Here is a 26,566-nt window from a genome sequence, read left to right as displayed (position 1 = left end):
AGGATTGAAACTTGAAACTTGAAACTTTAAATTTCAACCATCAAACATTAAATTCATTTAGTACCTTCACTGTTTCCTTCACGTCGTGCACGCGGAGAATTTTCGCTCCTTTCTGCAATGATTTCAGATGGAGTTTCTGGGTTTCTTCATTGATTTCTAAAGGTGATTTTCCTAAAGGTTTATAAATAAATGACTTTCTGGAAATCCCCACCAATAATGGAAATTTTCCAAATCCGATGAATTCCAGCTCATCCAGCAGCTGGTGGTTCTGCTCCACCGTTTTTCCGAATCCGCAACCTGGATCGAGAATAATGTCTTTAACTCCAAATGCCTGCAATTCCAGAACTTTTTCAGAAAAATATCGGTTGACATTAATCAAAATATCTTCTTCAATTATTTTCTCGTGCATGGATTCGTAGGTGGGATTTACATGCATGAGGATGTAGGGAAGTCCGTTCTCTCCTACTGTTTCAAACATCTTTGGATCGTAGTATCCTCCCGAAATATCGTTGACAATATCGATTCCCTCGTCATTTCCAAACTTCACCACATCGGCGTGGAAAGTATCGAGCGAAATCAGCGTTTCAGGAAATTCTTTTTTAATTAAAGAGATGACTTTCCCGATTCTTTCAATTTCCTGCTGAGCCGTCAGAAACTCAGAGTTCGGTCTGGTTGACTGCGCACCGATGTCGATGATCGCCGCACCATCACGAATCATTTCTTCAGCGTGGAGCAAAGCTGCTTTTTCGTTATTAAATTTACCACCGTCCGAGAATGAATCGGGAGTAAGATTCAGGATTCCCATTATCTTGGGAAAAGTGAGGTCCACCAATTTTCCGTGGCAGTTGATTGAATGGTAACCGATGTTGGTTAAGGGATTCTGCATAACGCAAATTTACCGAAATATTTCTCACCGAAATTGGCTGTAAATGGGAATGTCATACGCATTAAGAAAACAAATGTACTACTACCACAAAAGGGACAAAAGCTTAATGTTTAAAGAATGATGAAGTTGAAAATAATACTTACTAACAGAACACAAAAGTTCAAAAAATCTTCGCTTTTTTATTTTGTTATCTTCCAAAAGCATTGTGGCATTTCCTTTAGTACTGATTTAAAGCACTATTCTTTTGTGACTTTTGTGGTTAAAATCATATTGTGTTTGACCTGGTAAATGGGATTCCAAACTTCCGACTTCCGAGCAAAATCCTTATCTTTGAGCATTAAGAAAATTATGACGAGAACATCATTACAGTTTGATGAAGTAATTGCGGGGTGCCGCGAACTCTTCATCAAAAAGCAGTCGGATTACGGTGCTTCCTTCAGAGTTTTGAGAACACTTTCTGTAGTTGACCAAATCTTGATTAAAGTAAAAAGCTTAAGAAATTACCAGATCACGGGAATCTCGAAAGTAGGTGAAAGTGAGGAAGAAAACTTTACCGCAATTGTGAACTATTCGGCGATCGGACTGATCCAGATCGAGAAAGGTTTTGCAGACGATTTCGACGGAACAAAGGAAGAAATGGTTTTCCTGTACGATAAATTTACCGCGGAAGCAAAAGCTTTGATGGAAAGAAAAAACCACGACTACGGCGAAGCTTGGCGCGATATGGAGATTTCATCCATCACCGATATGATTTACCAGAAGATTCTGAGGATGAAGATGATTCTCAGAAACAAAGAAGTGACGCTGGTTTCTGAAGGAATTGACGCCAATTTTTATGATATGCTGAATTACTCGGTATTTGCGCTGATCAAACTTTCGGAGGAGAAAGAAGAATTCAAACCGAAATTTGTCTGAAGTTGGAAGACGGAAGTCCGAAGACGGAAATACGAAGTACGAAGTAAGAATTACGAAATTCGAAGAAGGAAGAACGAAATCTGAAATGGTACAAACTTGAAACTTGGAAGAACATTAAACATCAAACCTTAAACTATTTCTATGAAGCACATTTTACGAATCCTCATCGCCCTGGTTTTCATCGCATCGGGTTTTGTGAAAGCAGTTGACGCCATCGGTTTTTCCTTCAAACTGGAGGAATATTTTTCGCCCACCGTTTTCAACATGCCATTTTTTGAGAAACAGGCATTGCCGATTGCGATTTTCGTGGTGGTGATCGAACTGGTTTTTGGATTTATGCTGCTGCTGAGAATGCGGCTAAAACTTACTTTAACGGTTCTGATCGCACTCTGTGTTTTCTTTGCATTTCTCACCTTCTACTCCGCCTACTTCAATGTGGTGACTGATTGCGGATGTTTCGGCGACGCCATTAAATTTACCCCTTGGCAAAGTTTCTGGAAAGACATCATTCTCTTAGTCGGACTTCTTATTCTGTGGATGCTGTATCGCAACGAACTCAACCAACCCGAAGAAAAAAGTAGCTTCAAAAAATATGCTTCCGCATTTGCTTTCCTTACGATGGTTTTTGTGATTAACTGGGGAATTTCTCACGAACCGCTGATCGACTTCAGACATTATAAAATCGGAACGGACTTAAATGCCGAGAAAGCCAAAATCGCAAAAAACCCTTCAGAATATAAAACATTCTACTCCCTTAAAAATGAAAAAACTGGCGAAGTACTCGATGTAAACCAGGATGAATATGTGAACAAAGAAGAATACTGGAAAGAAGGAAGCCCGTGGAAAATCGAGGAAGGAAAGACGACCTCGAAAATCGTGAAGCAGGGTTACGAATCTGAAATTGCAAAATTCAAACCCGAAACCGCTGAAGGAATGGATCTGACCGAAGAAATACTGCAAGCGCCAAAAGCAGTCCTTGTTTTTTCTTACGACCCGAAAAATGCCGACAAAGATCTGATCGCTAAAACCGAGGCAAAGGTGAAGAATCTGAAAGATGCAACAGTTTTCGGAATATCGACAGATCCAAACACGTTCACCCAAATTCAAAACGGAATGATGGACGGAACCGCAATTAAAACCATTGCAAGAAGCAATCCTTTTGTCTTAACTTTACAAAACGGAAAAATCACCGATAAACTCTCGGCAAAAGACTATCTGAAGAAATAATCCAACAACTTCGAACAACCTCAAACAACCTCAAATAAAATCAAACAAAACCGAATATGCAAAAGTCAAATAAATCCATCGCAGGTTATCATTTATTAATGATCCTTTCATCCGTGGACGGTGAATTTGCCCCTGAAGAAGGAATGAAAATCCAGGAATACCTCGCGGAAGAATTTCCCTTCAAAATGAATCTCGACAACGAGCTTGAAGTCATCGCACTCCTTCAACCCGAAGAATGGAAAGACCACTTCGAATTCCACGCAAGATGCTTCCACGACGACTCTACCGAAAAGGAAAGAAAGGAATTTGCCAAGTTTGCCAAGTCGCTCATCAAAGCAGATGACGAGGTAACCGACCGCGAACACCACTTCTACAAGCTCTTGAAGAATATGTGGAAACTTTAATGAAAATTCCAATTACAGGAATTCTACATGAAAATTTCAGATAGTATTTTTGATACCTCTTTCGCCTTAGTTACCGGAAAAAGATGCGTTCCGTTTTTGATGACGTAATCGGGTTTTGAATATTTTGGCGGAAAAACAATATCGCGATCCGCAAGAATCTGGATGACTTTAGGATTTTCCTGAGATTTCCAACCCGCCATTTTTTCGATGGACCATTTCAAATAATAAGGATCACGAACCGTGAAATATTCCATCAATTTCGGGTTTTTTGGATCAATGACTTTTCTCAAAAAAGAATAAGCAACTGTGGATTTTTCGTTAAAGAAAGACACAGGAAGAAACTTTGGAATTCCGGAAATTTCACCCGCTTTGATAAACCTCGACTTTTCACTGTCGGATTTTATGCTTCCTAAAATCACCACTTTTTCCGCAGGTTTGATCTTATCGATTTCCTGCACGATCACTCCGCCGAACGAATATCCCAACAGCGAAAACGGTTCCGAGTCATCGATCCGATCCGCCATTTTTTTGATGTAATGACCGAAGCTTTCATGGTTTTCGGGAATGAGCCAGTCGAGAAAAACCACTTCCATATTTTCTGGAAATTTCAGTTTTTCCAACACTTTGAAATCGGCTCCCAATCCGCTTACAACATACAGTTTCATACTTCAAAAATAAAAAAAAGAGCAATGATTCTGCTCTTTTTAACCATAGATTTTTTGTACCGATTACTTTGCAGTAACTTTCACCAGCATATCTACATCGTCTTTAATGAAAACATCCTGCGCTGTAGATTTGTAGGCAACATCAAACTTCTGTCTGTCGAAAGAGAATTTTTTAGATACCAAACTTACCACACCTTTGCTGTACGCAATTTTTGCAGGGAATGAAACCGGGTTGGTTTTTCCTTTTACAGTAAGGTTTCCGTTGACGATATAGTTATAAATCTTATCATTATTTTTCTTAACAGAAGTAATGGTATAGGTCGCTTCAGGGAATTTGTCTACCTCGAAGAAGTCACCGTTTTTCAGGTGGTTGTTCAGTTTGGTTTGGTATTCTCCTGTCAAATCTGTTGTGTTGATCGAAGTCATATCCAAAACAAAAGTTCCGCCTGCAACCTGGTTTCCTTTCATCACGATATTTCCGGATTTCACATTTACCGTACCGTTATGTGATGATGCCTCAGTTTTTGCGATTTTGTAACCCCACCAATTTGCTTCAGACGCTACTACCTTTTTCGACTGACCGAAAGCCAAACCTCCTGCAAGAACTGCAAACAATGCTAATTTTTTCATAAATCTTTTACTTTATTTTTCGGCAAAAATAGGGTTATTAAAGAAACTTCGGCATTGATGTATGTTAAGAAAAGCTGAAGCTTTGGCGAAAACCTAATAGGTTGAAAGAAACTACTGAACCACGATCTTCACATTCATCTCCACATCGTTGCTGATGAGCATGTCCTCGAAAATATTGTATTTCAGTCCGAAGTGTTTCCGGTTGAAGGTGAACATTGCCGAAGTGATGGTCGTCGTGTTTCCCGCGGTCACAGTTTTTGCGGGGAAGGTAATGTTCTTTGAAATTCCTTTAATCGTAAGAACTCCCAAAATTTGTACGTCGTAGTTTCTGTTATTGCTTTTCTTCACCGATTTTATTTGAAAAGTCGAAACGGGAAATTTTTCGGTATCGAAGAAATCATCGCTCCGCAAATGGTTTTCGAGCATTTTCTTCAGTTTCGGGTTTCCATTCATGTCTTCGGCATCGATCGAGTTCATATCCATACTGAAACTTCCGCCAGTCAAATCATTCCCGTTAAAAGTTACGGTTGCTGATTTCAGTTTCACGGTTCCGTAGTGTGACATCGATTCTGCCTTCAAGGTTTTATACGCTTTCCAGCGGATTTCTGAATCGATGATTTTTCGGGATTGGCTATAAATGCAGACTGCAAAGAGTAATAGGGAAAGTAAAATCAGTTTTTTCATCATTAAAAAATCAAACCATTAAACAAAAAAACTCCGACAGAATCGGAGTTATTAATTATTAATCTTCAAAAAATGCAGCGTAAGATGCGGCTCCGTTGATGATCGAATTTTTGTCTTTTACCAAATAAATCGGAATATCTTTCAGCACCGATTCCATTTTATCACTGATGATGAAGTGCTTGTAAAAAGTCTTGTTCTTTAAGAATTTCTCCAGAAGCATTGGGATTTCTCCTGAAAGAATCAAACCACCGGTTGCTTTGAGTTTCAAGACAAGACTGTTGGCTTCTCTCGCCATAAAAACCAAGAAAGTGTCGATGGTCACATTGCAGATTCGGTCTTTATTTTCGAGTGCGCCATTGATAACCGCCTCGGTGAAATTGCCTTCCTCGATTGCTTTGGTTAAGAATTCAGGTTGTTTTTGTCGCTTGATGTCGCGTACAAAACGATAGATATTAAAAAGTCCCGACGTTGAAAGAACGGTTTCCCAACTTACGATGCCGTAGATTTTGTTCAGAAACTGGTAGAATTCCACTTCGTCGTTGGTTCTTGGCGAGAATTCGCAGTGGCCACCTTCCGTTGCAAAAGGTCTCAGAGATTCGCCGTCCCAAAAAAGTCCAGCTTCACCCAAACCTGCACCAGGAGCTAAAATAGCTACATTTCCGGGAGTGAAGTTCTCCGATTTGTAAACAGTGTAAATGTTTTTTTCCGAAACGCTGCAGAGTCCGTATGCAGAAGCTTCCAAATCATTGATCAGGAAAACTTTTTCAACTTGTAGGTCGTTTTTGATTTCCTCCGCATCCAGTTTCCATGGTAATCGTTGTGGCTCACTTTTTCCGGCGATTACAGGACCAGGAACCGCTACAGCTACCCTACTTATTTTCTCGTCTGAATTTTTGCTGATAAAATCTTTCAGGATTTCAGTCACCGAATCAAAGTTCTGAGTGTGGTAAACTGCCTCATTCTTCAGTATTACTTCCTGATTTTCGGCACGGTACAACCCGACGAAGGTTTCCTCATGCCTTACATCGGCAGCGACCAAGGTAACACCACTGTTTTTCGCACTGGAGATTGCGGGTAGAAAAAGTTTGAATTTATTTCTATTTTCCATTTTACTGTCTAAAAACCAAAGATAATAATTGTTTTGAAAAAATATTTGAAAAAACAAAAAAACCTTTCCAAAAAAATTGAAAAGGTTTTAGTCCCGACTTTATTTCTGATGAAATTATTTTCCTAATGGAATATTGTAACCAACTCCAACTCCTAAAGCTCCTGCACTATATTTCTGTGAGCCGATTTCGCCAGTACTTCCTGTAAAAGTTTTCTGGTATTGAAGTGCAAAATTCCAATCTCTGTTGTGGTATCCGATTTCTGGTTTGATATAGAAACCTCCTGTTGGTCGGTCAACTGTACTGTTTGAAGCAACTTTCTTGTCACCTACAATAAATCCGTAACCCAAATCAGTTCCAAGGTAGAAACCTGTTTGCTTAGGATAAACTCTGATCAATGCAGCTACAGGAACCACACCGAAGTCATTGTTATTCACTTTTACGTTATTTACTGTGTTTTCTCTTCCAAAGAAATGGCTGTAACCAGTTGCGATACCCAAACCAAATCCTGGAGTTACCAAGTTCTGATATGCTACATCAAGACCAATGTTTGCTGATGCGTTTTCCGCTGGAACTGCTAAACCTACATTAGCTCCTACTTTTAGCATATTTCTCATATCTGCACTTTGTGCACTTACTAAACCTGCCGTAATTAATCCTAACGCAAGGATTGATTTTTTCATTGATTTCATAATTTCAAATTTTAAGTTTTACAGGATAGTGACTTGTCAAAATCGTGCCAAAATCAGTCTGTCACTAAAACAAAAACTATAAAATAAAATATAAGTTAATGGTTATCAATCATTTAAATATTCAGAAAATTAAACAACTATTTACATTTTGTGTGACAGAAAACCAACAATTTTTTGGCAGAAAAGGCAAATTTTTGACAAAAAAAAAAGAGCCAATTTTGCAATTGACTCTCATTATTATTTGATTATTATCCTTAAAGATTGTCCAATCTTTCCTGAAGATCTGCGTAACCTCCGCCGTTGTAGCCGTTCTGCAATCCTTCAGCAGTGAGGTATTCGAGCGCTTTTCCGCTTCTGTTTCCGCTTCTGCAGAACAATACAACAGGTTTCTCAAGGTTCAGGATTTCGTCTTTTCGGTCGGCGACTTCTCCCAAAGGAATATTTTCTGCACCATCGATGCTTCCGTCCATTTCAAGTTCCATTGGCTCGCGAACATCGATCAGCTGGTAGTTTCCCGATTTCAATATTTCATCTAAATTCATAATTGTATTATTAAAGGTTAATCTCATGATTTCGAAATCCAAATTTATAAAATAATGTTAGTTTTGCAACGTAATCTATGTCACAAAACGCCGAAAAATATTCCGCCCTCATCAAAGCTAAAGCTCAGAAATTTGGTTTCCAGAGTTGTGGAATTTCAAAGGCAGGTTTTTTGGAGGAAGAAGCAAAACCCTTCGAAAACTGGCTGAAACAGAATTACCACGGCGAAATGTCGTACATGGAAAATTATTTCGACAAGCGGCTCGATCCCACACTTTTGGTGGAAGGTTCAAAATCGGTGATTTCGCTTTCCTACAACTATTTTCCTGCAGAAGAAATTTCAACCATCGACAGTTTTAAGATTTCCAAATACGCGTACGGAAATGATTACCACGAAATCATCAAGGAAATCCTGAGAGAAATGGTTGCCGAACTGCGGGAGGAAATCGGTGACTTCGACTGCAGGGTTTTTACTGACTCCGCGCCAATTTTGGAAAGAAGCTGGGCGAGAAAATCAGGACTTGGCTGGATCGGAAAAAATGCGAATCTGATTACCAAACAGCAAGGTTCCTTCTATTTCCTGGCTGAAATCATCTGTGATCTTGACCTGAAGGAAGATGCGCCGACAACCGACCACTGCGGAACCTGCACGAAATGTATCGACGCTTGTCCGACCGACGCGATTGTTTCCGATAGGATCATCGATGGAAGCAAATGTATTTCTTACGCCACCATCGAACTGAAAAACGAAATTCCCGACACCTTTAAAAACAAAATGGAAGACTGGATGTTTGGCTGCGATATATGTCAGGATGTGTGTCCGTGGAACCGTTTTGCCACACCGACTTTGGAAGAAAAATTCCGACCAAACGCCTTTCTGAAAACCTTTAAAAGAGAAGACTGGAAGGAAATTACACAGGAACTGTTTTCTGAAATATTTCGGAAGTCGCCCGTAAAGAGAACCAGATTTTCTGGCTTAAAAAGAAATATGGAATTTCTTCAAAAGTAATATAGGTCAACTGGAATTATACTATTACGATACTGAGCAAAAAGCAATTAATCAATTATGATTTAATAGTCAAAAATAGTTGGTAAAATTCTTTGTAATACCGATTATTAGATGCGATTACAAAAGTTTATTGAACTTTGTTTCAATAAATTTTTTTTATGTCTGAAAATTCAAAAAAAATCGTTGTTGGTGTTGTGGAAGTTTGGATACCATTTCGTGGGGAAAACAGAAAGGCAAGAGGCGGTTCAAGTGTAAGAACTGCGGGATTTACTTTACGCTTGAAAACAAATCCGTAAGTTTAAAAAATAAAGAGATTTGGTTCAGGAAGTGGATCATAGGTCGACAAACTTACGAGCAGATTTCAATTGAATCCGGATATTCGATCAGTACGCTCCAACGATATTTTAACCTTATGCTGGCAAAGGCTCCACAGCTGAGTTACAGTCAGAACAAGGAAGTCTATCTTTTGATTGACGCCACATATTTTTCCAATGAAATCTGTCTTGTCGTTTTTAGGGACGATGTCTTCAAACAAACCCAGCTTTACAGAATAACCGATGGCGAACACTTTGAAGAACTTAGGGAAGATCTTCAAAATATTCTTGATTTGGGTGTAAAAATTGGTGGGATTACGTGCGACGGAGATAAATCCCTGATTAAGGCTATTAGAAAGGTATGCCCGAAAGTTCCGATGCAGAGATGCCTGGTGCATATCCAGAGAATGTGCAAGATATGGCTTTCCGCACATCCTAAAACAAGAGCAGGTTTCGAACTTAGAGAGATCGCGTGTAAACTTCACTTTATCGACTGCGAGTCAAAAAAGCAATATTGGATACGGGAGCTTGTGGATTGGTTCGAGCAGCACAAAGAGTTTATCAATGAAAAATCTTACAATGAGGAAACAGGAAGGTATTGGTATACTCACAAGATGGTGAGGCGAAGTTTTTCAGTGATCAAAAAGGCGCTTCCAAATATGTTCACCTTTCTACAGAATCCTAAGATACCGAAAACCACCAATGGTCTGGAATCCTTCTTCGGACATCTGAAAGGCAATCTGAATATTCATAGAGGACTTACTAAAAGTAGGCGCAAAAAATTCATTCAATGGTATCTTTTCTATAAAAACCAGAAGTGATGAAAGGTTTTTTAGCCATTTGGCTGTTCCGATAATTTATTAAAAAGGATGGTCGAAACCATCCCTCTAAACTATCGTTTACAGCGTCAGTTGTATTGCTGGCGAGTTGCACCTCTGCATGGCTCGCTTCCTCTTCCAACCAACAGCCGAATATTACAAATTATTTTTTAAAAAAACACCAACTATTTTTGACCACATTACCTCAATTATTAATAATGGTATAGTAGATCATATTCATAATTGTTATCAAGCAAAAAAAAGGGGAAAATGTTCCGCTCGGAAAAGGAAACTTCCGAAATTTGGGGGGTTAAAACATTTGACTTTAGTTTTATTTAAAGTCTAATCGATTTCTTGAACGAGAAAGATCAAAAAAATTGACTTTCAGGAAGTGAGAACTTCTGCGAAAATCAACGTCTTGAGCGGTTTCTTTTTGGCGCAACCTTTACCCGAATTTTGAATCTTTTCTGAGATTTAGATTTCTTCTGCATAAATGATAAAATTTTCGTTAATAAATTTAACAATTAATTTGATATCAACAAATATTGTGCGAAAAATTTAACGTTAAATTTTATTTACATTTGCTTAATGAAAAAACTAATCATCAATATCCTGAAAGCAATTTGGGTTTTTATAGGATTTATCGTACTTTACCTGTTGTGCGGATACCTGATTCCTTTCATCGAAGTTCCTGCAAAAAAAGTTTCAGAAACAAAAAATGTCGAAATTTTTATTCTAACCAACGGCGTTCACACCGATTTGGTGGTCCCCATCAAGTCGGCGGAATACGACTGGAGCAAAGAAATCCGGTTTGAAAACACCCTCTCGAAAAGGGAAGACTTCAAATATTTGGCGATTGGATGGGGCGATAAAGGTTTCTATCTGGAAACTCCGACTTGGGCGGAACTGAAACCTTCAGTTGCGGTGAAGGCCGCTTTCTGGTTGAGCGAATCTGCGATGCACTGCACGTTCTACGACCAAATGCAGGTTGGTAAAGACTGTAAAAGTATTCAACTGACTTCGCAACAGTATCAGGATTTAATCAAATTTATTAATGACAAGTTTGACCGCGACGCAAATGGAAATCCTATTCTCATCAAGACCGATGCGGTTTATGGAAAAAACGACGCCTTCTACGATGCGAAAGGAAGCTACAGTTTCCTGCAAACCTGCAACACCTGGTCGAACAACGGACTGAAAGCGGCGGGACAAAAAGCGGCATTATGGACTCCGTCTGACTTTGGGATTTTTCAGCATTACGAATAAAAAAACTCCCCGGTTAAAGGGAGCTTCCACAACATCATTTAATAATCATGAAAAAATTAAGTTGATAACATGCTGTTATTTTAGTCTTTTATTCCTAAGCTGAAAGTAAGATCGAGCTCGTCTTTCACATACACCATCCCTCCCATTTTTTTCGGTGGCACGATATTGAAGTCTGAGAACTTGAGTCGCTTGATCCCGACCAAACTGTTCTTGTACTGGCTGAATTCGATATTGTACTTTTTCACCACGTTCATCATTTTCACTTCTACCACGGCGTTGAACCGGTTTCCGTTTCCTTTGCTGAAGTTTAGGAACTTGATGGTGAGGTTTGGATACTTGTCGGAGTTCAGCGTCTTTCTGAAATCGGAGGTCATCATTCTGTTTCGGCAGTCGAAATCATCTACTTTGAGCACCACATTCGGCAATTCGTTTCCCATAAAGGAGTAGATCGAAGTGGAGTTCCTGAATGCGTTGTTCACGCATTTGAAAGTGTTGACATTCGTCCAGCCATTGATTTCCACCGCATTTTGCTGAGAAAAATAAAACCCTGTGACAAAGGTAAAAACCAGGTATAAGATTTTGTTTTTCATGAGCTTAGATAGAAAAGGGGATTGAAAAGCAATCCCCCTTTCAAAAGAAATATTAAAAATTAGAAACCTATGGTCGCTTCAACCATTACTCCATTGAATTTACCGCCTTGCAGCGCGCTAGTTGCACCCCATACTGCGCTGTTGTTGTACTGTTGGTTCACATATTCCACTTTTGCAAGTACATTTCTGGTCATAAACCAACCACCTCCAAGATTGTATCTGTCGATTTTTCTTTCAAGAGTTGCGCCATCTGCATCATCTTTACCACTTACAGTGTTGTAACGTCCACCTACGTAGAACTGTTCTTTTCCACCGAATCTGTAAAGAAGCTCTGCACCGAGTTGAGTATAGCTACCTCTACCTTTAGGAGCGGTTAAAGTTTTTTGTCCTGTTACATATTCATAAACTCCGAAGAATTCAAGTCCGTTGTATTTCACAAATGGGTTCACTTGGAACGCCTGCATTTTTCTGAATCCAGGGTTGAATCTACCAGTTGACTGGCTGGAAGTTCCCATAGGATCATTAGCAGTTAAAAGTACATAATAGTATCTTGATCCACCTCTGTCCGCACTGTATAAGTAGCTACCTGTGTTCCATCCGTTGGTTTGAAGGAATGATCCGGTTAGTCTTACTCTAAGGTCAGAATTGATCTGTTTGTCGAAACCTGCTTTAGCATATACTGAAGGAGAGTTCCAGTTGGTTCCTTTCACTGCGGTTTGGTTCAGCTTACCGTTGGAAACTCCGACCATACCGAAGAAGTTGTTATAGAATCCGTACACCTCACCGAAAGCTTCAGTTGTAAAGCTGTCCATGATGTAGTTTCCTACGAACGGGTTGGTAATTGCTCTCGCGTTGTCTGTTCTTCTGAAGTGGGCATCACCGTAGTTGATTTCGTCCATACCTACTTTCACTCTTGCGTGTTTCATGATGTCGCCCATGAATCCTGGTTTGATGAAATCCAGATCATCGATTTGGATGTAACCACCTTTTACCCAAGCTTCGTTGTGGTGACGAGCAGAAAGGTAAGTTCTCAAGTGCATTTTCACACCTTTTGCCAAGTAAGCGTTCACGTCGAGGTTCGCAGTAGGAAGGTTGAAGTCATTACCCATATCTACAAGGTAATTAGGTTGTGTTGTTCCTGTTACTACCCCTAGATTTTTGTTTTCAGTCCAGTGGTCAAGACCTTGGAACTGTAGTGCGAAGTCACCTCCTACCACTACTTTGATACCGTCGTATTCAGGTGAAGCGATTTTTGGATCTTCAAATACATTTCTTGTTGTTTTTTCTGGAGCAAGGTAATCTCTCATTGATGTTGTCGCATCTTCTTGAGCGTACATAAGGTTCACTCCTGAGAAAAGCACTGCAAGCATTGAAGCTCTCATTAACATAGTTTTCATATTTTCAAAATTTTAATTGTTTATTTTCTATTTAGCTGTTATATTCACTGTGATCGTCACGTCGTTTCCTGTTTTCACGCTGTTCATCATAAATGCGGGAGCGGTTACGCCGTAGTCAGAAAGTCTGATCTTATTCGTCGCGTTGATGGTATAGGAGTTTCCTGTTTTCGTCACATTGATTGGGAAGGTTACCGTCTTGGTTACGTTGGTAATCGTCAACTTACCGGTTATTTTTCCTTTTCCAATATTTACTGCAGTTGCGGTGAACGAAATGTCTGGAAACTGATCTGCCTTCATTGATTTATAAGCGTTGTCGTCCATTGTGGCGCTGCTTCCTTTGAGGGTTTTTGCGGCCATCTGGTATTTCACCTCTTTAATCGTTTTTCCGGAAACGGTTCCTGAAAAAGTCCCAGTAGTGGAAGTCATTTTCCAATCCTGTAGCGTGGAACTTCCTTCAAGGGTAGTCTTTACATTGGAGCTGCTGATTTTTTGTGCAGAAACCATTCCGGCAAAAAGACCGAATGCCATCAACATCATTTTAAAATCCACAAGCTTCTTCATTGCTTCTAATTAATATTGTTTCTTTTTCTGATACAAAGGTAACACTCTATTTTGTTAAATCAACAATTTTTACACATTTTTAATCATGATATATATCTCTTTTTTGAAAATAATTATCATTACAAAAATAAAAAAACTATATGTTTAAATTTTATTTAATTAAACAGCTATTGTATTAATCAAATATTAAGAAAAGAGAAACATCGTTAAATAATGTTAAAAAAAGTTTTAAACAGCTGATTAACAAACAATGACAGAAATCATAGAAAAGTGCGGTTGTTAATCGAAATAAATGAGTATTATCGTAAATATCGGTGTTTTTGACAGATGTAAAATTCAGAGCGACATACAGTTTTTCAAACAAAAAAATCCTCTGACAAAAATCAGAGGATTTGTACCCAGGACCGGAATCGAACCGGTACATCTTTCGATACTAGAGTTTGAGTCTAGCGCGTCTACCAATTCCGCCACCTGGGCTTAAATTGGTGTGCAAATATAGAATTAATTTTGATACCTGAAAAATATTTTTCTGAAAAATCACAATTTTAGAACTCCAGCTCCAAACCGTCAAAAGCAAGGTGTACATTATCAGGAAGTTCGCGTTCCGTTTCGTTGTGAAGCCCAAGATGGTGGGAAATATGGGTGAGATAAAGGTGCTTCGGTTTCAGCTCTTCATTGAGTTCAAGAATTTGCGGGAGAATGAAATGTGCAGGATGCGGTTCCACTTTCCTGATGCAGTTCAGGATGAGATAATCCAGGGCTTTCAACTTCTCTTTTTCGGTTTCAGAAATAGAACTCGCATCCGTTATATATGCGAGCTTTTTGAATTTAAAACCATAAATCGAGGTATTGAAATGCGCCACTTCAACAGGAATTACTTCTGCATCAAACAGTTTGAACGGTTCCGAGATTTCATGCAGATCAAACGAAGGAGCACCGGGATATTTCACATCAGCGAAAGCATAGGGAAAGCGCGACACGATTTCTCTCCCCACCCTTTTCATACAGTAAATTGAAATGGGTTTCTGATTCTTGAAAATCAGCGGACGCATATCGTCGAGTCCGATGACGTGGTCGTTGTGTTCGTGGGTAATGAGAACGGCGTCGATATGGTCTTCATGGTTTTCGAGCATCTGCATCCGAAAATCTGGGCCGCAGTCGATGAGGATTTTTTTTCCTGTTTCGGTGGTGATGATTGCCGACGAACGGAATCTTCTGTCCTTACTGTTTTGCGAAGTACACACCTCGCAATCACAGCCAATCACGGGAATTCCCTGTGATGTCCCGGTTCCAAAAAATTTCAACTTCATTCTTTTGAGGTCGCTTTTATTTTGTAAATTTACGGAAAATTAAATTTTCAAGTGATTAATCAAAAGTTAACACCAAAGCAGAAAGCTTTAGCCATTAATTTAGATGCCAATATCTACGGAACTTTTGCCGAAATTGGAGCCGGCCAGGAAACCGTTCGCCATTTCTTCAGAGCAGGCGGCGCTTCCAAAACCATTGCAAAGGCAATGTCGGCTTATGATAAAGAATTCAGCGATGCGATTTACGGTAAAGAGCCCAAAAATCGATACGTTACCCAAAACCGTTTAAGAAAGATGCTTCGCTATGAAGTTGCGCTCATCGAGGAGCGGCTTTCGAGGGAGGCAATGCCGGAAAAGAAATTCTTTTCCTACGCCAATACCGTAACGACCATTAATTTTGACAAGACCATGAAAGGACACGGTTGGGTTGGACTGCGTTTTCAGCTTGATCCGAATGAAGACTATAACGAGATCGTTCTTCACGTGAAATTTAACGAAAACGATGCCACGCTTCAGCAGGAAACATTGGGAAATTTGGGTGTAAATCTTATTTATGGTGCCTTTAATTATTCTGATAATCCAAGGTTGCTGCTCAATTCACTCTACGATTATATTTCTACCGACAATGTCGAAATCGATATGGTGGATTTCAGCGGTCCTGATTTTGCCTATGTTGACAACCGACTGATGAGTTTGCAGCTGGTGAAAAACGGAATGACCGACGCGGTAATCTTCAATTCCGAAGGCAACAATATGCTTCCTGCTGACATTCTTTACAAGCAGAATATTTTTGCGATTCGCGGAAGTTTCCGTCCGGTGACTTTGGTGAATATCGATATGTTTGAAAAAGGGCTCGAAATATTCAAGAAAGATTGGGAATGTACCGATGAAGACACCGAAGTTCTGTTTGAAATCACCATTTCTAATTTGAGGGCATCCGGCGATATTGACGAGCGGGATTTTCTCGACAGAGTCGATGTTCTGGCGAAATTGGGATATACCGTAATCATCTCCAACTTCTCGGAGTATTACCGATTGATCGATTATTTCGCGGGTTATACCAATGGAAAAATCGGTGTCGGAATGGGCGTGAACAACCTGCTCGACGTTTTCGACGAAAATTATTACAAAAATCTTTCGGGTGGAATCCTGGAAGCTTTCGGAAAGTTTTTCAGAAAAGACATGCGCGTATATCTTTACCCCTACAAAGACCCTGAAACGCACGAACTCCTTACTTCCAACAACCTGAAAGTACACGACAACCTGAAGGAACTCTACAAATATTTCAAGCTGAACAAAAGGATTGTTGACATTAAAAATTACAATCCCGACTACTCCGAAATCTATTCTCGGGAAATCCTCAACAAAATCGCCAACCACGAAAAAGGTTGGGAAACGCAGCTTCCGGAAGGCGTTGCCGATATGATTAAGGAACGCGGAATGTTCGGCTACAAGGAAGAAGTTAAGCTAAAAGAATTTTCTTAAATCCTGTTTAGATTTTATTCAGAAAAAAAACCGGAAATTTTCTTTACCCCGACCCTAAAAATTTCGTTCATCATACATAAACCTAAATTTGGTTACCCCGTCCCTAAAGGGAGCAAATTTAGGTTTATTAAAAAAAATTAGACAAACTCTCAAAAAAAAGAAAAATGTCAGAAATCAAAAAACGGCTTTCCTCGATTTTGGAAAGTCCGAAACATCATACGGAGGACAAACTGCAGAAAATCTGCCACCTTCTCGATCAGGAAATCCCGCACTTCAATTGGACGGGATTCTACTTTAAGAACGGCGATAAAGACGAGCTGATTCTCGGACCTTATGTTGGTGCAGAAACCGACCACAAAATCATTCCTTTTGGTAAAGGCATTTGCGGACAGGTCGCGGTTTCCGGTGAAACATTTGTGGTTCCCGATGTGCATCTTCAGGACAACTACCTCTCCTGCTCCATCGACACCAAAGCGGAAATCGTGGTCCCTATTTTCAAGAACGGTGAAAATATCGGACAGATCGATATCGACTCGCATTCCGTAGATCCGTTTACCGATGACGATCGCGAAATGCTCGAATGGCTCTGCAAAGAAGTTTCGGAGATTCTATAAAGTCATCGCTGAAAATCTTTTGAGATGAAAAAATTCCTGCTATTGCTGCTTTTGGTTTCACAAACCATTTCGGCTCAGTTTACCGATATCAATATCGTCAAAGAAATCCGAACCAAGGATAAAGGTTTGGTTGTTTCCGCACATCCGCTCGCAAGTGAAGCGGGTACAAAGATTCTGAAAATGGGCGGGAATGCTTTTGATGCAGCGGTTGCAACCCAATATGCTTTGGCGGTCGTTTATCCACAAGCTGGAAATATCGGCGGCGGTGGATTTTTGGTAGGCGTGAAAAATAACGGCGAAAAATTCACCTTGGACTATCGAGAAACGGCACCCGAAAAATCTTCGCCCAATATGTACCTCGACAAAAGCGGAAAAGCCAACACCGACCTTTCCCAAAACGGAAGATTGGCGGTAGGAATTCCTGGTTCTGTCGCGGGATTTTATGCAACTTTAAAACATTGCAAACTCCCGATGCAGCAACTGATTCAGCCCGCGATCGATTTGGCTGAACAGGGATTTGCCATTACCGAAAAAGAAGCGGCATTGCTGAATTCGCTTCAAAAAGAGTTCGCGAAAAATAATTTCACCAAAACCGTTTTCAATAAAGAACAGGGTTGGAAAGCGGGAGACCTTCTCATCCAAAAGGAATTGGCAGAAACTTTAAGAAGAATCCAAACCGATGGACTGAAAGGTTTCTACGAAGGGAAAACCGCCGACTTCATTGTTGCCGAAATGAAACGCGGAAACGGAATCATCACCAAGAACGACCTTAAAAACTATAAAGTTGCAGAGCGAAAACCGCTCACCTTTAATTATAAAGGAAACGAAATTGTTTCGATGCCGCTTCCTTCAAGTGGTGGAATACTTTTGGCACAAATGCTGAAAATGTCCTCTTTTGAAAACCTACAAAATTTCCAGCACAATTCTCCTGAAGCAGTACAGATTATGGTGGAAGCAGAACGGCGCGCTTTTGCCGACCGCGCAGAATTTATGGGTGATCCTGCTTTTATTAATGACAAAACCGAAATGCTGATTTCCGACGACTACCTCAAAAACCGCTGGATATCCTTTAACCCAAATAAAGCGACGCCAAGTTCGGAAGTGGGCAAAATCACCCCACCAACAAAGGAATCCACAGAAACCACGCATATTTCAATTATCGACAAAGAGGGAAATGCAGTTGCAGTTACGACTACGTTGAACGGACTGTACGGAAGCAAAGTGGTCGTCTCTGGAGCTGGGTTTTTCCTTAATAATGAAATGGACGACTTCTCGATCAAACCCGGTGTTCCCAATATGTTCGGCGCAGTCGGTGGTGAAGCCAATAAAATCGAACCCGGTAAAAGAATGCTGAGTTCGATGACACCGACCATCGTATTGAAAAACAACAAACCTTATCTTGTCGTGGGAACTCCAGGCGGAACTACGATTCCGACCTCGGTTTATCAATCGATTGTGAATATCATTGACTATAAACTGTCGCCAAATCTTGCCGTAAATTCCCCGAAATTCCATCACCAATGGCTTCCCGAAACGGTGGATTACGAAAAAGGATTCCCCGAAAATACGGTGAAGGAACTGGAAAAGAAAGGATACAAAAGCAATTACCGACCACAAATCGGAAGAACCGAAATCATCGTGATCGACGAAGCTGGAAACCTAACCGCAGTTGCAGACGGACGCGGTGATGATTCGGTGGGGGTCGAATAGCTTCGAAAGTACGAATTACGAAATACGAAAAACGAAGAGTTGGAGTCCGAAGACCGAGGACCGAAGTCGGAAGAGTTGGAGAGTTAGGAGTTGAAAATTACCCTCCTTTGGAGGGGTGGTCTCGTCGAAGACGAAGTGACGGTTCAGTGAACCACTGCAACAATTGCAACAACCACTGCAACACTGAACTACTGAACTACTGAACTACTGAACTACTTTACCACTTCACCACTGCAACTACTCTATTCCATCAAGCGGCGATTTGACCTTTGAAATATTTTTGTCGGTGACCTGTGCGTAAACCAGCGTTGTGCTGATGTTGTTGTGTCCCAGAAGTTTCTGAATCAGCGAAATGTCGGTTCCCGCTTCGAGTAAATGGGTGGCGTAACTGTGGCGCAAACTGTGGATTCCCACCGTTTTTCTGATTCCCGATTTCTTCATCGCCTTTTTGAAAACCGCCTGTGCGCTTCTCACCGCGTACTGCTCGCCGTTTTTGCCCTCGAAAAGGAAATTCTCTGGGCGGTAGATTCTGTAATATTCCCGAAGTTCGAGCAGGATGCTTTCGGGAAGGTTGACGTAGCGGTCTTTTTTTCCTTTCGAGCAGGATACCAAAACCTTCATCTGCTTGCTGTCGATATCCTGAACGCGGAGCTTCACGATTTCGCTCACCCGAAGTCCCATTCCATAGCAAAGTTTGATGATCAGCCGGTGTTTCAGGTTTTCGGTATTGTTAATGATCTTTTTGATTTCGGAAGCGTTAAGTGCTTTCGGCAGAAGAATCGGTTTTTTCGGGCGCGGAATATCGACAAACATTTTCGGGCGGTGCAGCACTTTTTCAAAATAAAACTTAATCGCGTTGATTCTGCTGTGGAGGTAATTTTCAGAAAGTTTCAGCTCGTTGATGCAGTACAGGAAATAGCTTTTCAGTTTCTCCTCGGTCAAATCCTGCACGTTATGGTTCTTAATGGCGATCAGCAGTTGCGCAAACTCGATACTGTAGGTACGGATGGTGTTTTGGCTGTACGCTTTCAGTTTCAAGCAGTTTACAAAATCGTTAAAGGGCTGCAAATTGTGTTCGGGAATTTTCGACAGGACCTCCTTTCCTACCGTTCTTTCTGAAAGTCCCAACTTTATGCGGTTTGAATTGGAATTCTGGAGGTACCATTTCTTGTTGGATTGCGACCATTTCGCTTCGGGCAGTTTCTGCTTGATTTCCTGAACCGCGTCTTTCGAGTAGCTGAAAGAGATCCACAACACGGCTCTGCCGTTATGTTCACCTTCGGTTACGGTAAATATTTCGGGATCAAGAAAGGGCGGGTTCGTCAATTCAATATCCATCACTACGTATTTTTATTATCCAAAACAAAAATAGCAATTTTTTTTATTAAAAACACAGCTTATGTTATTGATTTACAGCTTTTTGAAAATATCGCATAAATTGTTTGTTGTAATGGGATTTATGCGTATATTTGAGAGTTATCTGCAATTTTATACCAATATTGCGGTTTTTAGAGGAAAATCAGGTTGGATTTTAGCGGAAAAAATTTTTGAGATTAAGCGAAAGGAAGTATGGATTTCGCTGTCAAACTTACAAAGAGATCTTTGCTGAAAGTTTACTTTCAAAGCGAATACTCGCTATTAAGTTTGGCGAAGTTACCGAAAAAAAATGACAAAGTCAACACCATGGATTTTCCTTCGGTGGCTTAAAACAAAAATTTTTGACACTGAGATTTTCCTCTCTTCGTTTTATGACTTCGCAAAGCGGGGTTTTGCAAAATAAAAAAACGAAAAAAAACAAGCAGATTGGAGATAAAACTGAAACTGTTTTTGTAGATTAGCGGTATGAATATTAAACAAAAACAGCAGATAACATGGGTTTTGCAAAATTACGCCTCCAAAGCTATGGCAGCCTCGTTTTTGGCGTAACTTCGCAAAGCCCTTTCCCGTTATGTGATATGGCATCAAAAATCACGCTCCGAAATAAACTCCACGATTTTGAGTGAATAAAAAAGAAACTGAATCCAGACCAAAAATGCGTGAAAACAAGGTCTGAATTCATTTTCAAACATGACTGACTGAATAAAATTCGGACTTGACTTAAAAAACTGATTTCTGACACCATATCACTAACGGAAAATGTGCGTGAAAACAATTTAACGCTTCAAAATCACTCTGATAAAAAATTCTGACTGAAAATCCTACGCAAAATCTTTCCGAAAAAATTTTTGAATTTTAGCGTTCTGAAATTTTAACTGTGTGAATAAATTCGCGATTGACTTTTAAAAATAACGCTGAATTTTAAAAACTTTGCTGAATGAAACTTCTGAAAACTGAATCTAACTGAATAAAAAATTATGGAAAATTGCCACATCACATAACATCGTATTGCTAAAATGCGGGATTGAAGGCTCTTGCGTTGAAAATTTTGTGAAATTTAGTCGCAAAAAATGTTTCCGCCTCCATTTTTTTATTAATTTAGTCAGCGGTAAACATTTTTTGCTTCGTGCAGTTTTTAGTAGAAATTTCAGGTGTAAAAGCCCGCACTTCAGCAATACGTTTCCCGTTATCTGCTATTTCACTAAAACAGCGTATCAATAAGACTTGAGAGAATTTTAATGGAAATTTGGAAAAAACATAAAGAATTTAATTACGAAATTTCCAACTTCGGGAATGTAAGACGAATTGGAAAAAAATATGTGGACAAAAACGGCGTTGAGAAACAAAAAGAAACAAAATTTTTGAAGCCTTCTTTGGTTGGTGGATTTACAGCGCAAGTTGCTTTCTCAAAAACTGAAAATAAAAATACAACCGTTAAATATTTCAGCCTGAATAAATTAGTTGCTGAAAATTTTCTTCCCGAACCGAGCGAAGACCAAATTTTATTGGAACACATTGACGGAAATCCTCTGAATAATCGTGCTGATAATTTGAAATGGATTACGAGAAGCGAATGGAACATTAAAAATGCTAAAATGATTGAAAAAAGGACAAAAAATGCGCTAAAAGTCCGCGCTAAAAACTCAAAAATTAAAAAAACCGCAAAAAGAAACAGCAGATAACAGTGTATTGGCAAAAGACGGGGTGAATATTGTCTATGAGAATTCAGTTAACAATATCCGCAAAAATGCTTTTCATATTTCTTTTTTTAGTAATTTAGAAATCTGAAAAAGCATTTTGCTCAGGTACGGTCTTCCTTTGAAATTTTCAGCAAAGTAGCCCGTCCTTCGCCAATACTTTTTCCGTTACCTGCAATTTTAACCAAAAATCCGCATTAAAAGACTGAAAATGAATTTAAAAGACATAATTTTAGGCTGTAATTCTTTTGAAGATACCGAAGAATATATTAATGTGGTTTTTGCTCAAAAAATTGGCGAAAATTTTCAACATAATTCCAACGCTATCGCTTTAGAAATTCCTGTTGAGGAAATGGAGAATTTAAAGCTGCAAGAATTAACGGAAAAATATTGTACCAATTTCGATTATTTTTTAGAAATGTTTGTGCTTCAAGACTTTTATAATGATTTAACTCAAATGGAAGAATATAAATCTGATGACAAAAAAGTAGAGCGTCTAATTTATTACGCTAAAAATGATGCTTAAAAGAAACTATCTCAAAATTAACTTTGAACAAAAATCAAATTTGCAAAAATCGGAAACGAATATTTTCTTAAAAATTTTGGAAAAATTAACTAGTATAGTAATTCCTAAAGCAAACCCTGATTTTGATAAAAAAATTTCAAATATTGAAACTTGGCTAATTGAATTTGATGAAGAAGGTATTCCGATAAGAGAAATCGGAATAAATAATCAAAATGAACCAATTATGGTTATGCCGTGGAAGAATAATTATGGATTTTGGACAGATAATAACTTGAAATATTTCGATTTCAAGGAATTATTTAAATTTCAAAAAATTGACAAAAATGAGTTTGAAAATAATTGGAAAAGTTTTGAAAATAACAACTCATAAAAAAACTGCAGGTAACATGGGTTTTGCAAGATGCGGGATTGAAGGAAATCTCAGAAAACTTTTAAGCAGTACCCGCAAAAAACCATTTCATTTTTTTTGTAAATTTGAAAAAATGAAAATGGTTTTTGCTAGCGTTCGGTCACCTCTTGAAATTTCGGTTGCAGTAGCCCGCACCTCGCAAAGCCCTTTTCCGTTGTACGACATAGTAAAACCGAACCGCACAAAATGAACGTTAGAGACGAAAAACTAAAATCAATTATTGAGTGGGCGAAAAAAAATGAAGATGTCAGAGTCCTACTTTTGACAAGTTCACTCGTAAATCCTTTAGCACCTGTTGACGAATTTAGCGATTTAGACATTGAGTTTATTTTTGAGAATAACGCAAACTATATTTCAGACAAAAGCTGGACGCTTAACTTCGGAAATCCAATTGCGATGATTGAAGAGGACGAAAACGCATTTGATAATAAACACGCAATGAAAATGGTTCTTTATGAGGATGGAGTAAAAGCAGATTTTAAACTTTATAGCAAATCAAATTTCATACAAGAAACTGAACAAAAAGAATTACCCGAAGATTGGGACATTGGCTATAAAATTCTGATTGACAAAGATGGTATTACAACCCAAATGTTGAAACCTACTTATCAAGTTTCTATTATCAAAAAACCGACTGAAAAAGAATTTAATAATTTACTCAATGACTTTTGGTGGGACACGACTTATGTGGCTAAATGTCTTGCGAGAGACGAAATATTCTATGCAAAATATATGTCAGAAACAGTAATTCGCACCGGATATTTAGTTCCCTTAATTGAATGGTTCATTGCAAGTGAACACAATTGGAACGTAACAACCAATAAATACGGAAGGCTATTCAAAAAGTATCTAAACCAAGAAATGTGGGCAAAAACAGAAAACACATTTTCAGGAAGTAATATAGAAGACAATTGGACTGCTCTATTTTCAATGGTTGATTTAGTTTCTGAAATAGGAACAGAATTATCTAAAAAACTAGATTATAAATACCATGATAAATTAGAAAAAGACATACGAAAATATTTAACCGAACTAAAATTCAAAACATAACTACGTCGTACAACATGGTATTGCCAAAAGCGGGGCTGAACGGCTTCTATTGGGCATTTGTGAAAGGTTCAACTTTCGTTCTTCGATTGAACTTTTGTGCTAAAAATCCCCGCCTTCGGCAATACCCAAACCGTTAGCTGCAATGTCAGAAAGACTCCGCTAAAATCCAAATTCTTAAAAAACTAAAAATTGAAAAAAGAAAAATATCTAATATCTAGAATTATTGCTGGAGTTATTGATTATTCAATTGTTTTGACTTTAACTTGCATTTACATTTTTACTTTTGGAGAAAAAAATGAATTAGGCGAATATTCCGTAAATGGACTAAAAGCAATTCCAATCTTTATTTTTTGGTTTTTCTATTTTTGTGTTATTGAATCAACCCTGAATTCAACTTTGGGAAATTATTTGATGAAACTTAAACCTGTTGATTTAAATACTGAAAAGAATATTGACTTTAAACAATCATTTTTAAGACATTTACTCGATCCAATTGATATGTCTCTCTTCGGTTTGGTTGGAATAATTATTATTAAAAATTCGCCAGAAAGCCAGCGATTGGGTGATTTACTTGCAAAAACTAAAGTGATAAAATTGACTGAATAAAAGACACTGCAGCTAACATAGTATTGGCAAAATGCGGGGTGAAGGGATAATTGAAAGATTTGTCACATTTAGCCGCCGCTATTTTTCCATTCCACATTATTTTTGTAGTTTAGTTTCATGGAAAAAATATCGGCTCCGCTTGTTCGAAAATTGAACAGTCGTTCATTTTTAGCCCGCACTTCGCCAATACTTTTTCCGTTAGCTGTAATAATTCCAAAAATGACGTTTAAATAGAAAATGAATTCATTCTTAACAATACTTTCCATTTTAATTGGATTCGGATTCATAATTTTTCTAATTGAGAAAAAGAACAAACAAAATAATCTACATGAATATCATCAATTATTTGAATTTAAATCTTCATTAAAATATATACTAATCTCATTATTCCTAAGTGTAATTGGAATAATCCGATTTAACACCTTAACTCTTGAAACATATTATTTTTCTCCAATAATTTTTATAGTTCTTACAATATTTTCAATTTTTTAATAAGAAAAATTTATAATAGAAATATAATTATAGAAGTTGTTGGAAAGACTCTCACTCCAAGAAGAAACAAGAAAACTAAAATTCTTGATAAATTTTTTACATTATTTATATTACTTAGTTCATTATTAATCCCCTTAATATTAAAAAGTAATAAATTTGCTGAAATAAATCAAAGAAAAATTACTACAGCTAACATAGTATTTGCAAAAGGCGGGGTTGAATATATAATAGAAAAACCCGATATATTTAGTCGCAACTTGCTTTTCATATTGTATTTTTTTGTAATTTAACAATCTGAAAAAGCAATTTGCTTCGTTCGGTCGAAATTGAACTTTCAGTTAAATTTAGCCCGCCCTTCGCAAATACTTTTTCCGTTATACGACATAATACCAAAACTACGTTGAATAAAATTTTAGTAATATTTTTAATATTATTTTTAGGTTGTAAAAAGGAAAATCCTAAAGAAATTTTTACTGTTCCTAACAATGTGAATAATTTTATTGTAATTTATCGACAGAAAAAAAATATTGATTATAATAAACAAAACATAGAATATAAAATCCCTAAAAATGGAATTCTATTTGTTGATTTTCAAAGAAAAAAAGGTATACTAAATCAAATTGTAAAATTTGAAGATGGAACTAAATTGTCAGATTATGCAATGGATAAATTCCGAAATAATATTGAAAAATCTGAAATTTATATTCTTGACAGAATAGATGGAAAAATTGCTTTTCAAAATAATAATCAATCCAATATTGACTCTATCTATTTATCAACAGAAAATAAAAACTCAACAAAATGGATTGGATTTATTTTAGGAAAGCCGAATTCAAATGAGAACGAATTAAGAAGGAAAATTTTTAAAAAAGTTGACAGCATATTTACAAAGAAATAAAATTACGTCGTATAACATAGTATTTGCAAAAGGCGGGGTTAAATCTTTAATAGAACTATCAGTTGCATTTAGTCGCAACTTGCTTTTCATATTGTATTTTTTTGTAATTTAACAATCTGAAAAAGCAATTTGCTTCGTTCGGTCGAAATTGAACTTTCAGTTAAATTTAGCCCGCCCTTCGCAAATACTTTTTCCGTTATGTGATATGGCGCCTAAAATCACGCTCCGAAATAAAATCCACGATTTTTAGTGAATAAAAAGAAACTGAATCCAGACCTAAATGTGCTTGAAAATATGGTCTGAATTCATTTTCTGCTTGACTGACTAAATAAAATGCGGACTTGACTTAAAAAAACTGATTTCTGACACCAAATCACTAACGGAAACTCTGCGTGAAAAAAAACTTACGCTTGAATATCACGCTGCTGAATAAAATTCTGCCTGAAAAACAACTTCCTGAAAATAAAAACGCTGAAAAAAACTCGCGCGCAAAAACTTTCCGAAAAAATTTTTGAAATTTAACGCTCTGAATATTTCATCTGACTGATTTTTACAAATTTCACGCTGAATTTTTAAAATCTTGCTGAATAAAGGCGATGAAACTGAATCTGACTGCTGAAAATACGCTGAAAAGTTGCCACATCACATAACATCGGTTTTGCAAAAGCGGGGGCGAAGTTACCTTGCGTTG

The 26,566-nt window shown here is 38.1% G+C and carries 28 protein-coding genes and 1 tRNA gene; 15 read left to right on the top strand and 14 right to left on the bottom strand.

What is annotated here, in order from left to right; all coding sequences use genetic code 11:
- Positions 1-40: 40 nt before the first annotated feature.
- Positions 41-886, bottom strand: coding sequence for a dihydropteroate synthase (gene folP, locus MTP09_RS06435; protein WP_243551280.1), 846 nt, complete (start codon positions 884-886; stop codon positions 41-43).
- Between the two features lie 348 nt (positions 887-1,234).
- Here folP and MTP09_RS06430 point away from each other — a divergent pair, with 348 nt between their 5' ends.
- The 3 genes from MTP09_RS06430 (at position 1,235) to MTP09_RS06420 (ending at position 3,432) form a co-directional block, all read left to right on the top strand.
- The gene (locus tag MTP09_RS06430) at positions 1,235-1,801 is read left to right on the top strand and encodes a DUF1599 domain-containing protein (protein WP_243551604.1); all 567 of its coding nucleotides are present in this window, start codon (positions 1,235-1,237) and stop codon (positions 1,799-1,801) included.
- A gap of 141 nt (positions 1,802-1,942) precedes the next feature.
- Positions 1,943-3,028, top strand: coding sequence for a BT_3928 family protein (locus MTP09_RS06425; protein ID WP_243551279.1), 1,086 nt, complete (start codon positions 1,943-1,945; stop codon positions 3,026-3,028).
- A 56-nt stretch (positions 3,029-3,084) separates the two neighbouring features.
- A complete protein-coding gene (locus MTP09_RS06420; RefSeq protein ID WP_243551278.1) occupies positions 3,085-3,432 on the top strand; it encodes a tellurite resistance TerB family protein in 348 nt (115 codons plus the stop codon).
- Positions 3,433-3,455: 23 nt separating this feature from the next.
- Here the strand turns inward: MTP09_RS06420 and MTP09_RS06415 are convergent, their stop codons facing one another.
- From MTP09_RS06415 to MTP09_RS06390, 6 genes are all read right to left on the bottom strand, one after another.
- The gene (locus tag MTP09_RS06415) at positions 3,456-4,097 is read right to left on the bottom strand and encodes an alpha/beta hydrolase (protein WP_243551277.1); all 642 of its coding nucleotides are present in this window, start codon (positions 4,095-4,097) and stop codon (positions 3,456-3,458) included.
- A gap of 63 nt (positions 4,098-4,160) precedes the next feature.
- Positions 4,161-4,727, bottom strand: a complete 567-nt coding sequence (locus MTP09_RS06410; RefSeq protein ID WP_243551275.1) for a YceI family protein — start codon at positions 4,725-4,727, stop codon at positions 4,161-4,163.
- A gap of 111 nt (positions 4,728-4,838) precedes the next feature.
- Complete coding sequence (locus MTP09_RS06405) at positions 4,839-5,414, bottom strand: YceI family protein (protein ID WP_243551274.1); 576 nt, start codon at positions 5,412-5,414, stop codon at positions 4,839-4,841.
- 55 nt (positions 5,415-5,469) lie between these two features.
- Positions 5,470-6,519, bottom strand: a complete 1,050-nt coding sequence (locus MTP09_RS06400) for a glucokinase (RefSeq protein WP_243551272.1) — start codon at positions 6,517-6,519, stop codon at positions 5,470-5,472.
- Positions 6,520-6,633: 114 nt separating this feature from the next.
- Complete coding sequence (locus tag MTP09_RS06395; protein ID WP_243551270.1) at positions 6,634-7,209, bottom strand: hypothetical protein; 576 nt, start codon at positions 7,207-7,209, stop codon at positions 6,634-6,636.
- Positions 7,210-7,463: 254 nt separating this feature from the next.
- The gene (locus MTP09_RS06390; protein WP_243551268.1) at positions 7,464-7,751 is read right to left on the bottom strand and encodes a rhodanese-like domain-containing protein; all 288 of its coding nucleotides are present in this window, start codon (positions 7,749-7,751) and stop codon (positions 7,464-7,466) included.
- A 77-nt stretch (positions 7,752-7,828) separates the two neighbouring features.
- Here MTP09_RS06390 and queG point away from each other — a divergent pair, with 77 nt between their 5' ends.
- The 3 genes from queG (at position 7,829) to MTP09_RS06370 (ending at position 11,156) form a co-directional block, all read left to right on the top strand.
- Complete coding sequence (queG, locus tag MTP09_RS06385; RefSeq protein WP_243551266.1) at positions 7,829-8,758, top strand: tRNA epoxyqueuosine(34) reductase QueG; 930 nt, start codon at positions 7,829-7,831, stop codon at positions 8,756-8,758.
- A gap of 202 nt (positions 8,759-8,960) precedes the next feature.
- Positions 8,961-9,893: an IS256 family transposase, variant Zn-binding type gene (locus tag MTP09_RS06375; RefSeq protein ID WP_456237125.1), complete on the top strand. Its 933-nt coding sequence runs from the start codon at positions 8,961-8,963 to the stop codon at positions 9,891-9,893.
- 585 nt (positions 9,894-10,478) lie between these two features.
- The gene (locus MTP09_RS06370; RefSeq protein WP_243551264.1) at positions 10,479-11,156 is read left to right on the top strand and encodes a TIGR02117 family protein; all 678 of its coding nucleotides are present in this window, start codon (positions 10,479-10,481) and stop codon (positions 11,154-11,156) included.
- A gap of 80 nt (positions 11,157-11,236) precedes the next feature.
- On the opposite strand, the gene MTP09_RS06365 is transcribed toward MTP09_RS06370, so the two are convergent.
- From MTP09_RS06365 to MTP09_RS06345, 5 genes are all read right to left on the bottom strand, one after another.
- On the bottom strand, positions 11,237-11,746 hold the full coding sequence (locus MTP09_RS06365; protein ID WP_243551262.1) for a hypothetical protein: 510 nt from the start codon (positions 11,744-11,746) through the stop codon (positions 11,237-11,239).
- A gap of 59 nt (positions 11,747-11,805) precedes the next feature.
- Positions 11,806-13,143, bottom strand: coding sequence for a hypothetical protein (locus MTP09_RS06360; RefSeq protein ID WP_243551260.1), 1,338 nt, complete (start codon positions 13,141-13,143; stop codon positions 11,806-11,808).
- Between the two features lie 27 nt (positions 13,144-13,170).
- Positions 13,171-13,704 (bottom strand): YceI family protein, encoded by a 534-nt coding sequence (locus MTP09_RS06355; protein WP_243551258.1) that lies wholly within the window; start codon positions 13,702-13,704, stop codon positions 13,171-13,173.
- Positions 13,705-14,099: 395 nt separating this feature from the next.
- Positions 14,100-14,181, bottom strand: a tRNA-Leu gene (locus MTP09_RS06350).
- 68 nt (positions 14,182-14,249) lie between these two features.
- The gene (locus MTP09_RS06345) at positions 14,250-15,014 is read right to left on the bottom strand and encodes an MBL fold metallo-hydrolase (RefSeq protein ID WP_243551256.1); all 765 of its coding nucleotides are present in this window, start codon (positions 15,012-15,014) and stop codon (positions 14,250-14,252) included.
- Between the two features lie 54 nt (positions 15,015-15,068).
- On the opposite strand from MTP09_RS06345, the gene MTP09_RS06340 reads away from it, so the two are divergent.
- From MTP09_RS06340 to ggt, 3 genes are all read left to right on the top strand, one after another.
- Positions 15,069-16,496 carry a TonB-dependent receptor gene (locus MTP09_RS06340; protein ID WP_243551602.1) on the top strand — a complete coding sequence of 476 codons (1,428 nt, stop codon included), beginning with the start codon at positions 15,069-15,071 and terminating at the stop codon, positions 16,494-16,496.
- 164 nt (positions 16,497-16,660) lie between these two features.
- Complete coding sequence (locus MTP09_RS06335; protein ID WP_243551254.1) at positions 16,661-17,110, top strand: GAF domain-containing protein; 450 nt, start codon at positions 16,661-16,663, stop codon at positions 17,108-17,110.
- A gap of 24 nt (positions 17,111-17,134) precedes the next feature.
- Positions 17,135-18,820 carry a gamma-glutamyltransferase gene (gene ggt, locus MTP09_RS06330; protein WP_243551252.1) on the top strand — a complete coding sequence of 562 codons (1,686 nt, stop codon included), beginning with the start codon at positions 17,135-17,137 and terminating at the stop codon, positions 18,818-18,820.
- Positions 18,821-19,057: 237 nt separating this feature from the next.
- Here the strand turns inward: ggt and MTP09_RS06325 are convergent, their stop codons facing one another.
- On the bottom strand, positions 19,058-20,158 hold the full coding sequence (locus MTP09_RS06325; protein ID WP_243551250.1) for a tyrosine-type recombinase/integrase: 1,101 nt from the start codon (positions 20,156-20,158) through the stop codon (positions 19,058-19,060).
- A 1,277-nt stretch (positions 20,159-21,435) separates the two neighbouring features.
- On the opposite strand from MTP09_RS06325, the gene MTP09_RS06320 reads away from it, so the two are divergent.
- From MTP09_RS06320 to MTP09_RS06300, 5 genes are all read left to right on the top strand, one after another.
- Positions 21,436-21,879, top strand: a complete 444-nt coding sequence (locus MTP09_RS06320) for an HNH endonuclease (RefSeq protein WP_069148679.1) — start codon at positions 21,436-21,438, stop codon at positions 21,877-21,879.
- Positions 21,880-22,105: 226 nt separating this feature from the next.
- Complete coding sequence (locus MTP09_RS06315; protein ID WP_243551248.1) at positions 22,106-22,420, top strand: hypothetical protein; 315 nt, start codon at positions 22,106-22,108, stop codon at positions 22,418-22,420.
- Positions 22,410-22,790, top strand: coding sequence for a hypothetical protein (locus MTP09_RS06310; protein WP_243551246.1), 381 nt, complete (start codon positions 22,410-22,412; stop codon positions 22,788-22,790). The genes MTP09_RS06315 and MTP09_RS06310 overlap by 11 nt, the downstream gene beginning before the upstream one ends.
- 225 nt (positions 22,791-23,015) lie before the next feature.
- Positions 23,016-23,879 carry an AadS family aminoglycoside 6-adenylyltransferase gene (locus MTP09_RS06305; protein ID WP_243551244.1) on the top strand — a complete coding sequence of 288 codons (864 nt, stop codon included), beginning with the start codon at positions 23,016-23,018 and terminating at the stop codon, positions 23,877-23,879.
- Positions 23,880-24,068: 189 nt separating this feature from the next.
- A complete protein-coding gene (locus MTP09_RS06300; RefSeq protein WP_209391450.1) occupies positions 24,069-24,485 on the top strand; it encodes an RDD family protein in 417 nt (138 codons plus the stop codon).
- Positions 24,486-24,553: 68 nt separating this feature from the next.
- On the opposite strand, the gene MTP09_RS06295 is transcribed toward MTP09_RS06300, so the two are convergent.
- Positions 24,554-24,751 (bottom strand): hypothetical protein, encoded by a 198-nt coding sequence (locus tag MTP09_RS06295; RefSeq protein ID WP_243551242.1) that lies wholly within the window; start codon positions 24,749-24,751, stop codon positions 24,554-24,556.
- A 626-nt stretch (positions 24,752-25,377) separates the two neighbouring features.
- Here MTP09_RS06295 and MTP09_RS06290 point away from each other — a divergent pair.
- Positions 25,378-25,875, top strand: coding sequence for a hypothetical protein (locus MTP09_RS06290; RefSeq protein ID WP_243551110.1), 498 nt, complete (start codon positions 25,378-25,380; stop codon positions 25,873-25,875).
- The last annotated feature ends 691 nt before the right edge of the window (positions 25,876-26,566 follow it).

This window comes from Chryseobacterium suipulveris (assembly GCF_022811685.1).
In the GTDB taxonomy this organism is placed as follows: Bacteria; Bacteroidota; Bacteroidia; order Flavobacteriales; family Weeksellaceae; genus Kaistella; species Kaistella suipulveris.
The sequence above is the reverse complement of the archived record's forward strand: the minus strand, read 5'-3'. Positions and strand labels throughout refer to the sequence as shown.